We start from the raw sequence: 13632 nt of genomic DNA, 5'->3' as shown, positions 1-13632 counted from the left end.
GTTGCCTGCCTCAAGCGTGGAGCGCATTTTAGAGATTTAAGTCGCCACGTCAAGCCTCGTTTTCAAGTTTTTGCATGTTTTTTTGCTGACTGCTGGATTTCTGTGCTTTACGCATAAAAAAAGCTCGCATAACGCGAGCTTTTTAAACAGTTGTCACAAATTACAGTGGTTTATTTTTTCGGGCCGCCTTTACCGCCGCCCTTGCCGCCACCTTTACCGCCACCGTTGCCGTTTCCACCGGTGTCACCACCCGTGTCACCAGATCCGGCACAACCATAGCTAGTTAGGTAGTCAACTGCTGCTTTAGTTTGCACTAAACCATAACCGTAAGCACTATCACGGCCTGTTGCACCTAAGTCTTTCGCCGACGCATGCAATGCTGAACGTATCTCAGTATTGGTACAAGTCGGGTGATGTGACCAAACTAGTGCTGCAACACCAGCAACATGTGGTGTTGCCATAGAGGTGCCGTCAAAGAATGCCCAGTCACTATCGATAACACTAACCGTAGCGCTTGCGCCTAACTGCGATTGCAGTGTCGCGCCATCAGTATCAGAGACTCCAACAGCAGGGATTGATGCATTGTATTCACCTAAAGTACCAAGCAGTGGACCTGGTTCATTATTATAAACAATGGCGCCAACACCACCGCCAGCTTCACAGGCTTGTACCTTCTCGGTAAAAGAAACGGAGCCACGTTCAATTAGGCATACCGCTCCAGACGAACTTGGGCACGCCTGATCACCAATGCCACAATCGACTAGGTCACCAGTCACCTCAGTGCGTGCCGAGCCGTCCATGCCATTTGCATCGTAGCCCACGCCGGCAACGCTAACCGCTACTTTCTCACCGGTACCACGTGGTACCGAAGAAAGTACAGCAACACCAGGACCGGCAAGTTCTACTTGATCGGTCTGCTGCGAAAAGGATGCAATAGCTTCATTACTATCGACCGCAGCAACTGACACGACCGCATCATATGAAGCCGGATAGGAATGACGCGTATTACCATCATTACCAGCAGCGGCAATACTTAACACACCGGCATCGTGTAACTGGCTAAACGCCCGTTCTTCTGTACGGTTCGCGCGCGAACCACCGAGACTCATATTGATAACTTGAGCACCCTCGTTCGCACATTGCTCAGCCGCTGCGATCAATGAAGATGAATAGCTCCAACCACTAGCGCTAAATACTTTAACGATATGAAGATTAAGGTTACCACTTGGCAACACACCAACCACACCCTCACCATTAGTTAATGCCGCAATCGTACCGGCAACATGTGTTCCATGACCATTTTCGTCTGTATACCAGTTACCTGAACCACTATCGTAGCGCCCCGTAACACCCGACGTTGGTAAGTCTGGGTGGCCGAGATCATAGCCAGAGTCGATAATACAGACTTTGCGACTACCGGCACCTGCATCTGAGACTAGGTCAGCCTGAACTTGGGCAATACCATAAGGCGAACCTGGTTCATACTGTGAGCTAAACAGCTGGCGTGGCGTATCTTCTTCTACCAAGACGACATTTGGATTATTGCGCAAACCATTTAATGCTGCCGCGGGAACCGATATCGCCATGGCGTTAAAGCTTGACAAGTCAACGTGCTTATTACCGCCAGCTCGCGACACCGAACGTTCGACTTTCGCTTGGCTACCCGGCTTGAATTGAATAATGACACGCTCTTTATCGTTACCTGCTTGAGCGACTGAGCTGCTCACCGCCAGTGCGAGTGCTGCTAGGGCAAAGCTACCGTGCTTCACAAAGTGCTTAGACATGTTGTTCACCTTATTATTGTTAAACCTAGTGTTGTTCAGCGTAATTATTCGTCTGTTTATCGTACGCTTGAAATCATACTGAAACATCCGCACTGGTTAATCAATGTACAATTGCAAACTTTTTTGTAAAGACCGTGGGCACGCTCTACGCTAGACTTTTCGACTCGAGGGTTTACAATTCGGCCTCGCGCAATGCATCGCCCAACCATGAGGAGTGTCCATGACACATTTAGCCGTACAACCGGAACGTTACCAACAACAATTGGCTGAAAAGCAACAACGCTTGCAGACACTGTTGGCTCCACACACCAGTTCCGAGCTAGACGTGTTCGCTTCACCTGCCCTGCACTATCGCATGCGCGCTGAGTTTCGGATGTGGCATGAGGGCGATGACCTGTTCTATATCATGTTCGATCCGGAAACCCGGGAAAAGATTCGTATGGATGAATTTCCTCCGGGCAGTAAACTCATCAATGAATTGATGCCTGAGCTCATCACGCAAATTAAAGATCGCCCAGTGTTGCGCAACCGACTTTTTCAGGTTGAGTTTCTCACCACCACCAGCGGCCAGGCATTAGTTTCGTTGATCTACCACCGTCAACTCGACGAAGAGTGGCAACAGGCGGCGCAACAATTAAGAGCCGAACTGCAACGTAAGGGGAAAGTTGAACTGATTGGTCGCGCGCGAAAACAAAAGCTACCGCTGCAGCAAGACTGGGTGGTGGAGGAGTTAAACATTGCTGGGCGCGATTATAAATTTCAGCAAATCGAAAACAGTTTCACCCAACCTAATGCGGCAGTAAATATAGCTATGGTGGAGTGGGCTCTCGCAGCAACCGAAGAGACCGATCACGATTTGCTAGAACTCTACTGTGGTAATGGAAATTTCAGTTTGCCTCTGGCGCGTAACTTTAATCGTGTTCTGGCAACTGAGATCAGTAAGGTTTCTGTCGCCTCGGCGCGTTACAACTGCGAGTTGAATAACATTGATAACGTTACTGTGGTTCGAATGTCAGCCGAAGACTTTAGTGCAGTCATGAAAGGTGAGAAAGAATCGCGGCGAGCAAACGAAGCGCAAATCACCAGCTTCGACTGTCAAACAGTGTTGGTAGACCCACCTCGCGCAGGCCTAGACGACGATACTATCGAACTGGTTCGCCAATACGACCGCATTATCTATATTTCTTGCAATCCTGAAACGCTGGTCGATAACTTAGAGAGCTTGGGCAATACGCATAAAGTAGTGAAATGTGCCCTGTTTGATCAATTCCCGTACACCCATCATATGGAAGCTGGGGTTATTATTGAAAGGCGTTCGTCGCTATAGGAGTCGCTTGACGGGTGAGCTTTAAGTTCACCCAATGCGCAGCAACAATAAGTGCAGCGCCGGTAAGAATGATAATAGGCTCGCCTACTTCACCAAGGCTGTCTTTGTGCCAGTAGATAACACCGCCAGCTATCAGAAGCAGCAAAGGGTAAACTCGAAAGTGCTTGCGCATACCCATCACCAGTGCAACTAGACCAAGCGCGATACTGGTGCCCAAAATAACTCGCTCGAGTAACTCTTCACCAATAAACGATAAGCCCATTAACGACAACATCGGCAGAATCACTGGCAGCAGCAAGCAATGCAATGCGCACAAGGTGGTCACCCACATACCTGTTCTGTCTAATGATCGTTGTGTCATGGCTACTTAGCCTTTCGTCGTAAAATCTGTTAGTTGTTATATTATAACATCACGAAAGTGTCGGCAAGTTTTCGGCTAAAAGTTTTATCGGTGACGACTTAGGCTCGGTCGATGGCGAACGGTAGCACCTTCTCAATCTCACTCTGGTTCAATAACACCATTAATAAGCGATCGACACCGAGAGCAACGCCTGAGCAATCAGGAAGCCCTTGTTCCAATGCCGCTAATAGACGAACGTCTGGCACAGCCTTAAGCTTTCCCGATGAGTTTCGGCGCTGGTTATCGCGCTCAAACCGCAATTGTTGCTCACCGGCATCCGTCAACTCTTGATACCCGTTCGCAAGTTCCAGACCGCCATAAAAAAGCTCAAACCTTAACGCCGTGCGTGGATCTTCTGGATTAACTTGCGCCAAAGCTGCCTGCGAGACCGGGTAGTGAGTGACAAAAGTGGGTTGCTTCGGGTTTAACTGTGGCTCGATAACTGTTGCCATCGCTAAATCTAACAACAGATCGCGATCATCTTCGCGATGAACGAGGTCGGCTAACGAAGAATAACTACTTAAAGCGTCACGCAGCTGGCCTACAGCATCATCGGCTAGTGGGTCCACGCCAAGCTGATCGATAAATAGTTGCTGATAACTGATGCTCACTGCGGCAGGAGCATCGCTAACGTATTGCATCAACTCGTTGATTTCTTGCATCAGCTGCGCGGCAGTAAAATCAAGGCGATACCACTCTAACATGGTGAACTCAGGGTTATGCCTAGAGCTTAGTTCGTCATCACGAAACACTTTCCCAAGCTGATAGATACTACCGCTACCAGCAGAAAGTAAGCGCTTCATGGCATATTCAGGGGACGTTTGCAGGAAGTATGGCTGCGCGGCGCCGCTTATCTGTGTGCGCAGATTATCTAAATGAACATCGGTGACAGCAAACTGACCGAGCAGCGGGGTGTCGACTTCAAGCACATCGCGGGCCGCGAAAAATTCTCGAATCGCAGCTAACAATGCAGCGCGTTGGCGCAGTACATCCATGGTTGCGGAAGGTTGCCAAGCATTTGAACGCTGCATCGTTAGGGCTTCGTCATTACTTTTGAACGCGTGACACGTACTCACCAGTACGCGTATCGACCTTAATCACTTCGCCAATTTGCACAAATAAAGGTACGCGAACCACAGCGCCAGTAATTAATGTTGCTGGCTTGCCGCCGGTACCTGCAGTATCACCTTTTAAACCTGGATCGGTTTCGGTAATTTCAAGTTCGACAAAGTTTGGTGGCGCCACAGTAATAGGGTTTCCGTCCCATAACGTGATGGTGCAGGTATCTTGTTCAACGAGCCATTTCACCGCATCACCCACGGCTTTTTCGTCGGCGGCAATTTGCTCAAAGGTTTCGTTATTCATGAAATGCCAAAACTCGCCGTCGTTATACAAGTAGGCTAAGTCGACGTCCATAACGTCTGCACCTTCAACGCTGTCACCAGACTTGAACGTCTTTTCGACCACTTTACCACTGATCAATTTACGAATTTTGACACGGTTAAACGCCTGGCCTTTGCCTGGTTTAACCATTTCGTTTTCAACGATGGCACAAGGCTCGCCATCTTGCATAATCTTTAATCCAGCCTTGAATTCGTTCGTACTGTAGTTCGCCATAGTTTCCTCTTCATTCCACAGGTTTAGCGATTTCGCGCGCAATAATAAACCATAACCACGCAATTTTCAGGTAAAATAACACGTCTAGCTAATGAAATCTGAGAGTGACGTGTGACTGAAGCAGCTACGATCGCGGTTCGCCCTGCTTGGCAACAGGCCCTTGCACAGGCGATTCGTGCCCCCGAACAACTTGCCGAACACCTAAACCTTCCCCACAGCTGGGTGCAGCAGCACGGCGCAGCCCGGGAGCTTTTCCCGCTAATGGTGACGCGCCATTTTGCTAATTTGATGACCCCAGGCGATATCGATGATCCGTTGCTGCGACAAGTCATGCCTCATCTTGATGAGTATCAAGAAACCGAAGGTTTTACCACCGACCCGCTAGAAGAGCAAAACGCTCAACAGCCTAGTTTATTGCATAAATATCGATCACGCGTTTTAGTCATTATGCGCAGTGGTTGCGCAATTAACTGTCGCTACTGTTTCCGTAGACACTTTCCCTATGCTGATCATCACTTCGGACCTCAGCAACGGGCGCAACTACTAGCTTACTTGCAGCGTGACCCAGCGATAAACGAGGTGATTGTAAGTGGCGGAGACCCATTGTTGGCAACCGATAAACAGTTTTCGCAACTGCTCGACGAGCTCGAACAATTGCCGCAGCTCAAACGTATCCGCATACATTCACGCTTACCGGTGGTACTTCCCGAGCGCTTAACCCATGAACTGGCTGAGCGGTTGGCGCGAAGTCGTCTGCAAGCAGTGTTGGTAATTCACGCTAATCACCCGCAAGAAATTGCGCCACAGCTGCAGCAGCGGCTAATTCACTGGGCCGATGCTGGTATCACACTATTGAATCAAAGTGTGCTATTGCGCCAGGTAAATAACAACGCGGATGTTTTAGCGGAGTTAAGTGAACGTTTATTTGCCGCCCGAGTCCTGCCCTATTACTTGCATATGCTCGACAAAGTAAAAGGCGCCAGCCACTTTGCTGTGACTGACGCCGAAGCCTGTGCATTGGCAGCGCAACTAAGAGCTCAGCTACCGGGCTTTCTAGTGCCGCGACTGGTTCGCGAGGTAGCGGGTGAACCGAGTAAAACACCACTCGAACTCACCATGTCTGACTAACGGACATCGAACTGACGTTGCACCCACTCGGTCATTAAGCGTTTCTCGCGAAACAGATTATCACTGCCTGACTTACGCGTATTTCGCAAGCTTGCTGAACGGTCGCCGAGATCTTTTAAGCGGACATCGGCTTCTTGCGCAATGACCTCACCGTTTGCTCCCTTATAAGTGTAGGAAAAGCTCATGGTTGGGTAAGACACACTATCTAATACTCGAATATGGCCGCTGCCACCCATACCGTAGGTCGGTTCAATATGCCCCGTAAGATCAAGGTCCGTCATGGTAATAGCTAACGTGTTCGCCGCTGGAAGTTTAGCGCCAAGTTCTTGCCAGTGCTCGGTAAGCTTGTTCATGATGCGGTTTTGAAACCGCTCCTGGATATCACTTACCGCTTCGATATCACGGTAATCTTCTACGCCTTGCCATTTCACCGTAACCTCGGCTGCATACACCGACGTACTCAAAATGGCTGCTGCCAATCCAAGACTTATTTGGCTTAACTTTTTCATACTGCACCTCCATTGAACTGCTTTAATTATAAGATGCGTTATAGCTCGAATTTGTGACAAAAAAAAGCGGCACTCTATCGAGTACCGCTTCGGTTCATTTGGCAGATCTTTTGCCAAAGGCCGGCGAGCTTACATCATGCCGCCCATGCCACCCATGCCGCCCATGTCTGGGGCTGCTGGTGCATCGTCTTTTGGTAACTCTGCGACCATGGCTTCGGTGGTGATCATCAGTGCTGCAACAGAGGCTGCGAACTGCAATGCTGAACGCGTAACCTTAGTTGGATCCAAGATACCCATTTCCAGCATATCGCCGTAGGTGTCGTTACCCGCATTGTAGCCATAGTTGCCTTCGCCATTTTTGACGTTGTTGGCAACAACAGAGGCTTCTGCGCCAGCGTTCATAGAGATTTGACGCAGTGGTGATTCCATCGCTCGCAACGCAAGTTTAATACCAACGTTTTGATCTTCGTTTTCACCACGTAAGTCACCTAGTTTGCTAGCGGCACGTACCAGTGCAACACCACCACCAGGCACTACGCCTTCTTCTACTGCAGCACGAGTTGCGTGTAAGGCATCTTCAACGCGCGCTTTCTTCTCTTTCATTTCGACTTCGGTTGCAGCGCCGACTTTGATAACTGCAACACCGCCAGCTAATTTAGCTAGGCGCTCTTGTAGCTTCTCTTTGTCATAGTCTGAAGAAGTTTCTTCGATTTGCTGACGAATTTGCGTCACGCGACCTTCGATAGCTGTGTCATCACCGTTACCGTCGACAACAGTGGTGTTGTCTTTGTTGATCACGATGCGCTTTGCAGTACCTAAGTCTTCGAGCTGAGCTTTCTCAAGCTCCATGCCGATTTCTTCAGAAATCACTGTGCCACCAGTTAGCACGGCGATGTCTTGCAACATTGCTTTACGACGGTCACCGAAACCAGGCGCCTTAACGGCTGCTACTTTTACGATGCCGCGCATGTTGTTCACGACCAAGGTCGCTAAGGCTTCGCCTTCCACGTCTTCAGCAATAATTAGCAAAGGCTTGCCTGACTTAGAAACCGCTTCCAAGGTTGGCAGCAGTTCGCGGATGTTCGAGATCTTCTTGTCAACCAACAAGATGTACGGGCTGTCGAGTTCAACGGTGCCGTTCTCTTGGTTATTGATGAAGTAAGGAGACAAGTAACCACGGTCGAACTGCATACCTTCAACAACGTCGAGCTCGTCTTGCAAGGCTTGGCCTTCTTCGACGGTAATAACGCCTTCTTTACCGACTTTTTCCATCGCGTTGGCGATGATTTCACCGATAGTGCTGTCAGAGTTTGCAGAAATGGTGCCTACCTGAGCAATGGCTTTGTTGTTGTCGCAAGGCTGAGAGATTTTTTTCAGCTCTTCAACGGCGCTAATCACGGCTTTGTCGATGCCGCGCTTAAGGTCCATTGGGTTCATGCCCGCAGCAACAGCTTTTAGGCCTTCGTTGACAATCGACTGCGCTAAAACTGTGGCAGTTGTAGTACCGTCACCAGCTTCATCATTGGCTTTCGACGCAACTTCTTTAACCATTTGTGCGCCCATATTTTCAAACTTGTCTTCAAGTTCGATTTCTTTCGCTACTGATACACCATCTTTGGTGATCACAGGTGCGCCAAATGACTTTTCTAATACAACGTTACGGCCTTTCGGGCCCAAGGTGACTTTCACCGCGTCGGCTAAGACATTTACGCCACGGAGCATACCTTGACGAGCGGTGTTACCAAATTTTACTTCTTTAGCTGACATATTCGTAATCCTCTTTCAAAACCGTTACTCGGGAAGCTTAACCTTCAACAATTGCGAGAATATCTGACTCGCTCATGATCAAGTATTCTTCACCATCGATTTTTTCTGTTTTTACGCCATAACCTTCGCTAAACAGCACGCTATCGCCGACGTTTACGTCAAGCGCTTTCACTTCACCACTGTCGAGCATACGGCCTTTACCGACTGCGACGACTTCACCGCGGGTTGATTTTTCCGCAGCTGAGCCAGTCAGTACGATACCGCCTGCAGACTTGGTTTCTGCTTCCGAACGTTTAATGATCACACGATCATGTAAAGGACGAAGTTTCATCTTTGATAACTCCTACACCTAGTTTGTGGATGGATAACCTACCCTTGTGCTAAAGCACTTGGGCTGTTAAAAAGTTTGTGCCACAGTTATGGGGTGACATCAGACCGAACTCAAGGCTTAAGCTGAAATTTTTTTTGCTTTGTGAACTCTCTTTACTTCTTAAGGATGCGCTATGACCACAGCCTTTCATGTTGTTTTATGTAGTTGCCCAGACAAAGGAACCGCCAAAGCTATCGCTGAAAAGGTTCTACGTGCAGGCCTTGCCGCTTGTGTTAACATTGGCGCCCCTTCTACGTCGATTTACTGGTGGGACGATCATTTACACAGTGACGAGGAAGTTATGCTCGCCATAAAAACTTCGCAATCGCACCTTGATGACTTGTTTGCGATGGTCGAAGCCGCGCACCCTTACGATGTAGCAGAACTTATTGCACTGCCAATTACCGCTGGCAGTGAGGCTTACTTGCAATGGTTAAAAGAGGTAACGAACTAATGTGGCAGAGTTGGAAGGCGTTGATAGGTATTATTGCGCTCACTGTAGTTTCAGCTTTAAGTTTGAATACCAGTGCTTACGCACAAGATTTTTCCAACAGCAGCGCAGATCCCTTTGCCAGCTCTGAGTTTTTGCCAGTTGACCAAGCGTTTGAGTTCGATTTTCGCCAGCAGGGAAAGCAACTTACCGTACAGTTTGATGTTGCCCAAGGCTACTATCTTTACCAACATCGATTTGGTTTTGATGAGCAAGTACCTTTAGCAGAGCAGGTCACGCTACCGGCGGGTGAAAGCCACTACGATGAATTTTTTGGTGAATCCACCATCTATCGCGATCGCGTTGAATTCACTATTACCCTTGCAAATACCTCGGCCGAGTCGTTTACGCTCAGCTATCAGGGCTGTGCTGATGCTGGGTTGTGCTACCCACCTACTCGTAAAACAATTCCATTAGCGGCAGTGACGGATTCCATTGCCGCAGAAGATGCGGTGGCCTCAGCCATTGCACCGCCAACCATCGACGTTGAACAAGTTTCGAAGAACAGCCAACAAGGTGCAAGCCAAACGGTCTTCTCTGAGTTAAATGACCAGCCTTTATTATGGTTGCTCGGGATCTTTCTGCTCGCTGGTTTAGGCCTTGCGTTCACGCCTTGCGTGTTACCCATGTATCCCATTCTCTCGACCATTATTATGGGTCCGCAACAGCGTTTATCGACCGGTCGGGCCTTCACCTTGTCATTTGCCTATGTGCAAGGCATGGCCCTTACCTATTCTTTATTAGGTGTGGTCGTCGCGTTTGCCGGTTTGCGCTTCCAAGCCATGCTCCAACATCCAGTGGTGTTGATTACACTGGCGGTGATTTTCTTAGTTTTGGCACTGAGTATGCTTGGTGTGTATAACCTACAATTGCCCGCAAGTTGGCAAAATCGCCTGAATGAAATTAGTCAGCAACAGCGTGGCGGGGCGCATCGTAGTGTATTTGTGATGGGGGCACTTTCGGGGTTGATCGCCTCACCCTGCACGACAGCTCCATTATCAGGTGCGCTCTTGTTTATCGCGCAAACTGGTGATTTGACCATCGGCGCCAGTGTTCTTTATGCGCTCAGCCTCGGTATGGGAATCCCGCTTATTTTGTTCGGCACCACAGGCGGTAAACTGTTGCCCAAAGCCGGTGCTTGGATGACTATTATCAAGCGTATCTTTGGCATTGTGCTGGTGGCTATGGCTGTCTTTTTCGTTGAACGCTTGCTTCCTATCGCAATCGCCGACTGGTTATGGGTTGTCTTTATATCGCTCAGTGCGCTTTTCATGATTGTAAGCACCCTGCGCGATAGCGAAGGGGTTTTAGGCGTAACCTTGAGCACCTTCTGGCTGGCCATCGCCACCGTGCTATTGATCACATGGTGGCCGCAAGGAGAGCATCAACGTTTACCTTTCACGGAAGTGACCTCGGTCAGTGCTATCGAACAACAACTTGCCAAGGCCGAACCAAACCAACTGGTAATGCTTGACCTCTATGCCGACTGGTGCGTCGCCTGTAAAGAGTTCGAACGCTACACCTTTAGTGATGCAGAGGTTCAGCAAGCGTTAGCAGACGCCATCGTGTTACAGGCCGATGTCACCGCGAACTCGGCGGCAAATAATGCGATTTTACAGCGCTACCAAGTTCTCGGTCTACCCACGATTTTGTTTTTCCGTGATGGTGAACTCCTAAGCGGTGCTCGCGTAGCGGGTTTCCTTGATGCGAACGACTTCTTACAACATGTCCAAGAGCTTGACCAGCGACAGCAATTGCAGTGATCGTCGGTGATAAGACCAGTATTTTGCTGCGTTTTGGTTGATTTTAACTATAATGCCTAAGTATCGACAGAAAAAAGCCAAGATACCCTCGTGAACCTTGGCTTTTTCAACATAAAGACAACTTCGCAACAGATCGCAGCATAATGACCGAAAATACCAGTAAAAAACATAGAATCTTGCTGTTGAACGGGCCTAACCTGAACCTGCTAGGTCAGCGTGAGCCCGATATCTACGGCGCTGAAACGCTTTCACATATCGAAAGTCGTCTCCGTCATCGTGCTGAAGCGGTACATGTCACGCTCGATTGTCGCCAGTCCAATGCCGAGCATGAGTTGCTCGAATGGGTTCATGAGGCGGCGCATAGCAAAGTCGACTTTATTATTATTAATCCCGCAGCCTATACCCATACAAGTATTGCGCTGCGTGATGCACTTGCTGGCGTAAACCTGCCTTTTATAGAGGTTCACTTGTCAAACATTCACGCACGTGAAGCGTTTCGTCGCCACTCGTATCTTGCCGAATTAGCTGTTGGGGTTATTTGTGGCTTTGGGGCTCATGGTTATGAACTTGCCCTAGACGCCGCAGTCGAACATTTACAACAGCGTCAATCAAATTAACAACATTGAGTATGGGGTCATATTAGATCATGGATATCCGTAAAATTAAAAAACTGATCGAGCTGGTCGAAGAATCAGGCGTCGCTGAACTGGAAATTACCGAGGGTGAAGAGTCTGTACGAATCCACCGAGGTAGTAGCCAGGCAGCACCAATGCACTATGCCGCGGCACCTATGCCGCAACAAGCTGCTCCTGCACCGGCACCAGCTCCAGCGGCACCTGCGGCGGAAGCTGCAGAGCCAGAGATCACCGGTCATATCGTCCGTTCACCCATGGTCGGTACTTTCTACGCTGCTCCTGCACCTGGAGCAAGTGACTTTGTCGCGGTTGGCCAACAAGTCAAAACGGGTGAAACACTTTGCATCGTCGAAGCGATGAAGATGATGAACCAAATCGAATCTGATAAGGGCGGCGTAGTGAAGCAAATCTTGGTTGAAAACGGCGAACCAGTAGAGTTCGATCAGCCATTATTCGTGATCGAGTAAACGCATCAATTCGGGACATCATCATGTTAGATAAGGTTGTCATTGCAAACCGAGGTGAAATTGCGTTACGCGTACTGCGTGCCTGCAAGGAACTCGGTATTAAAACAGTCGCGGTACACTCCACTATTGACCGCAATCTTAAGCACGTTTTGTTAGCTGACGAGTCCATTTGTATCGGCAATGCGCCAGCAACAGAAAGCTATTTGAATATTCCACGGATCATCAGTGCCGCTGAAATAACCGACGCCGCAGCGATTCATCCAGGCTATGGATTCTTAGCTGAGAATGCCGACTTTGCCGAGCAAGTCGAAAATTCCGGCTTTATCTTTGTTGGACCTACTGCTGATATTATCCGCTTAATGGGCGACAAAGTGTCGGCCATCGAAGCGATGAAGAAAGCCGGTGTTCCATGTGTACCAGGCTCTGGCGGTCCACTTGATGACGATGAAGCGACCAATAAAAAAGTCGCGAAGCGCATCGGTTATCCAGTTATTGTAAAAGCCGCCGGTGGTGGCGGTGGGCGCGGTATGCGCGTGGTTCGTAACGAAGACGAGCTGGTCAGCGCAATTAGCACCACCAAAGCGGAAGCCGGCGCAGCCTTTGGCAACTCCATGGTATACATGGAGAAGTTCTTAGAGAACCCACGCCATATTGAAATACAAGTATTGGCCGATGGCCAAGGCAACGCTGTCTATTTAGGCGAGCGTGACTGCTCGATGCAACGCCGTCACCAAAAAGTAGTTGAGGAAGCACCCGCTCCTGGCATTACACCAGAGATGCGCAAATTCATCGGTGAACGCTGTGCGAAAGCCTGTGTTGAAATTAACTACCGTGGCGCCGGCACCTTTGAGTTTTTATACGAAAACGGCGAATTCTATTTCATTGAAATGAACACCCGTATTCAGGTGGAGCATCCAGTGACCGAAATGGTCACCGGTATTGACCTAATCAAAGAACAACTTCGGGTTGCGGCGGGGCGTCCACTGTCGTTCTCACAAGAAGACGTGGTGATTCGTGGGCACGCAGTCGAATGTCGAATTAACGCAGAAGATCCCGATACCTTTGTGCCTTCACCTGGCTTGATTCACCGCTTCCATTCACCGGGCGGGTTGGGTGTTCGCTGGGACTCTCATGTCTATGCAGACTACAAGGTTCCGCCAAACTACGACTCGATGATAGGTAAACTCATTACCTATGGCGAAAACCGTGATGTGGCGATTGCGCGCATGCGCAACGCACTCGGTGAGTTGATTATCGAAGGTATAAAAACCAACGTGCCATTGCAGAAAGATATTATGGCAGACGAGAACTTCCAACATGGTGGCACCAATATTCACTATCTTGAGAAGAAACTCGGTATGGGTGGACACTAACC

The 13632-nt window shown here is 49.1% G+C and carries 14 protein-coding genes; 7 read left to right on the top strand and 7 right to left on the bottom strand.

Annotation, left to right across the window (positions count from 1 at the left end):
* Positions 1 to 170: 170 nt before the first annotated feature.
* Complete coding sequence (locus PSI9734_RS10765; protein WP_173921150.1) at positions 171 to 1784, bottom strand: S8 family serine peptidase; 1614 nt, start codon at positions 1782 to 1784, stop codon at positions 171 to 173.
* Positions 1785 to 2004: 220 nt separating this feature from the next.
* Here PSI9734_RS10765 and trmA point away from each other — a divergent pair, with 220 nt between their 5' ends.
* Complete coding sequence (trmA, locus tag PSI9734_RS10760) at positions 2005 to 3111, top strand: tRNA (uridine(54)-C5)-methyltransferase TrmA (protein WP_173921149.1); 1107 nt, start codon at positions 2005 to 2007, stop codon at positions 3109 to 3111.
* Here trmA and PSI9734_RS10755 read toward each other — a convergent pair.
* The 3 genes from PSI9734_RS10755 to efp all read right to left on the bottom strand — a co-directional run bounded on the left by PSI9734_RS10755 (position 3086) and on the right by efp (position 5128).
* Positions 3086 to 3472 carry a MerC domain-containing protein gene (locus tag PSI9734_RS10755; protein ID WP_173921148.1) on the bottom strand — a complete coding sequence of 129 codons (387 nt, stop codon included), beginning with the start codon at positions 3470 to 3472 and terminating at the stop codon, positions 3086 to 3088. The two genes, trmA and PSI9734_RS10755, sit on opposite strands and share 26 nt — an antisense overlap.
* A gap of 98 nt (positions 3473 to 3570) precedes the next feature.
* Positions 3571 to 4542, bottom strand: coding sequence for an elongation factor P--(R)-beta-lysine ligase (gene epmA / locus PSI9734_RS10750; RefSeq protein WP_173921147.1), 972 nt, complete (start codon positions 4540 to 4542; stop codon positions 3571 to 3573).
* A gap of 16 nt (positions 4543 to 4558) precedes the next feature.
* Complete coding sequence (gene efp / locus PSI9734_RS10745) at positions 4559 to 5128, bottom strand: elongation factor P (protein WP_173921146.1); 570 nt, start codon at positions 5126 to 5128, stop codon at positions 4559 to 4561.
* A 111-nt stretch (positions 5129 to 5239) separates the two neighbouring features.
* Here efp and epmB point away from each other — a divergent pair, with 111 nt between their 5' ends.
* Positions 5240 to 6256, top strand: coding sequence for an EF-P beta-lysylation protein EpmB (epmB, locus tag PSI9734_RS10740; protein ID WP_173921145.1), 1017 nt, complete (start codon positions 5240 to 5242; stop codon positions 6254 to 6256).
* Here epmB and PSI9734_RS10735 read toward each other — a convergent pair.
* From PSI9734_RS10735 to PSI9734_RS10725, 3 genes are all read right to left on the bottom strand, one after another.
* Positions 6253 to 6765 carry a DUF3016 domain-containing protein gene (locus tag PSI9734_RS10735; protein ID WP_173921144.1) on the bottom strand — a complete coding sequence of 171 codons (513 nt, stop codon included), beginning with the start codon at positions 6763 to 6765 and terminating at the stop codon, positions 6253 to 6255. The two genes, epmB and PSI9734_RS10735, sit on opposite strands and share 4 nt — an antisense overlap.
* 129 nt (positions 6766 to 6894) lie before the next feature.
* Positions 6895 to 8532 carry a chaperonin GroEL gene (groL, locus tag PSI9734_RS10730; RefSeq protein ID WP_173921143.1) on the bottom strand — a complete coding sequence of 546 codons (1638 nt, stop codon included), beginning with the start codon at positions 8530 to 8532 and terminating at the stop codon, positions 6895 to 6897.
* A gap of 37 nt (positions 8533 to 8569) precedes the next feature.
* Positions 8570 to 8863 (bottom strand): co-chaperone GroES, encoded by a 294-nt coding sequence (locus PSI9734_RS10725; RefSeq protein ID WP_173921142.1) that lies wholly within the window; start codon positions 8861 to 8863, stop codon positions 8570 to 8572.
* A 172-nt stretch (positions 8864 to 9035) separates the two neighbouring features.
* Here PSI9734_RS10725 and cutA point away from each other — a divergent pair, with 172 nt between their 5' ends.
* From cutA to accC, 5 genes are all read left to right on the top strand, one after another.
* Positions 9036 to 9356, top strand: coding sequence for a divalent-cation tolerance protein CutA (cutA, locus tag PSI9734_RS10720; RefSeq protein WP_173921141.1), 321 nt, complete (start codon positions 9036 to 9038; stop codon positions 9354 to 9356).
* Complete coding sequence (locus PSI9734_RS10715) at positions 9356 to 11155, top strand: protein-disulfide reductase DsbD (protein WP_173921140.1); 1800 nt, start codon at positions 9356 to 9358, stop codon at positions 11153 to 11155. The genes cutA and PSI9734_RS10715 overlap by 1 nt, the downstream gene beginning before the upstream one ends.
* A 143-nt stretch (positions 11156 to 11298) precedes the next feature.
* The gene (aroQ, locus tag PSI9734_RS10710) at positions 11299 to 11772 is read left to right on the top strand and encodes a type II 3-dehydroquinate dehydratase (protein ID WP_173921139.1); all 474 of its coding nucleotides are present in this window, start codon (positions 11299 to 11301) and stop codon (positions 11770 to 11772) included.
* A 29-nt stretch (positions 11773 to 11801) separates the two neighbouring features.
* Complete coding sequence (gene accB / locus PSI9734_RS10705) at positions 11802 to 12257, top strand: acetyl-CoA carboxylase biotin carboxyl carrier protein (RefSeq protein ID WP_173921138.1); 456 nt, start codon at positions 11802 to 11804, stop codon at positions 12255 to 12257.
* A 23-nt stretch (positions 12258 to 12280) separates the two neighbouring features.
* The gene (gene accC / locus PSI9734_RS10700) at positions 12281 to 13630 is read left to right on the top strand and encodes an acetyl-CoA carboxylase biotin carboxylase subunit (RefSeq protein ID WP_173921137.1); all 1350 of its coding nucleotides are present in this window, start codon (positions 12281 to 12283) and stop codon (positions 13628 to 13630) included.
* The last annotated feature ends 2 nt before the right edge of the window (positions 13631 to 13632 follow it).

The sequence above is a fragment of the Pseudidiomarina piscicola genome (assembly GCF_902806985.1).
Lineage (GTDB): Bacteria > Pseudomonadota > Gammaproteobacteria > Enterobacterales > Alteromonadaceae > Pseudidiomarina > Pseudidiomarina piscicola.
This window is presented reverse-complemented; position numbering and strand designations above follow the sequence as displayed.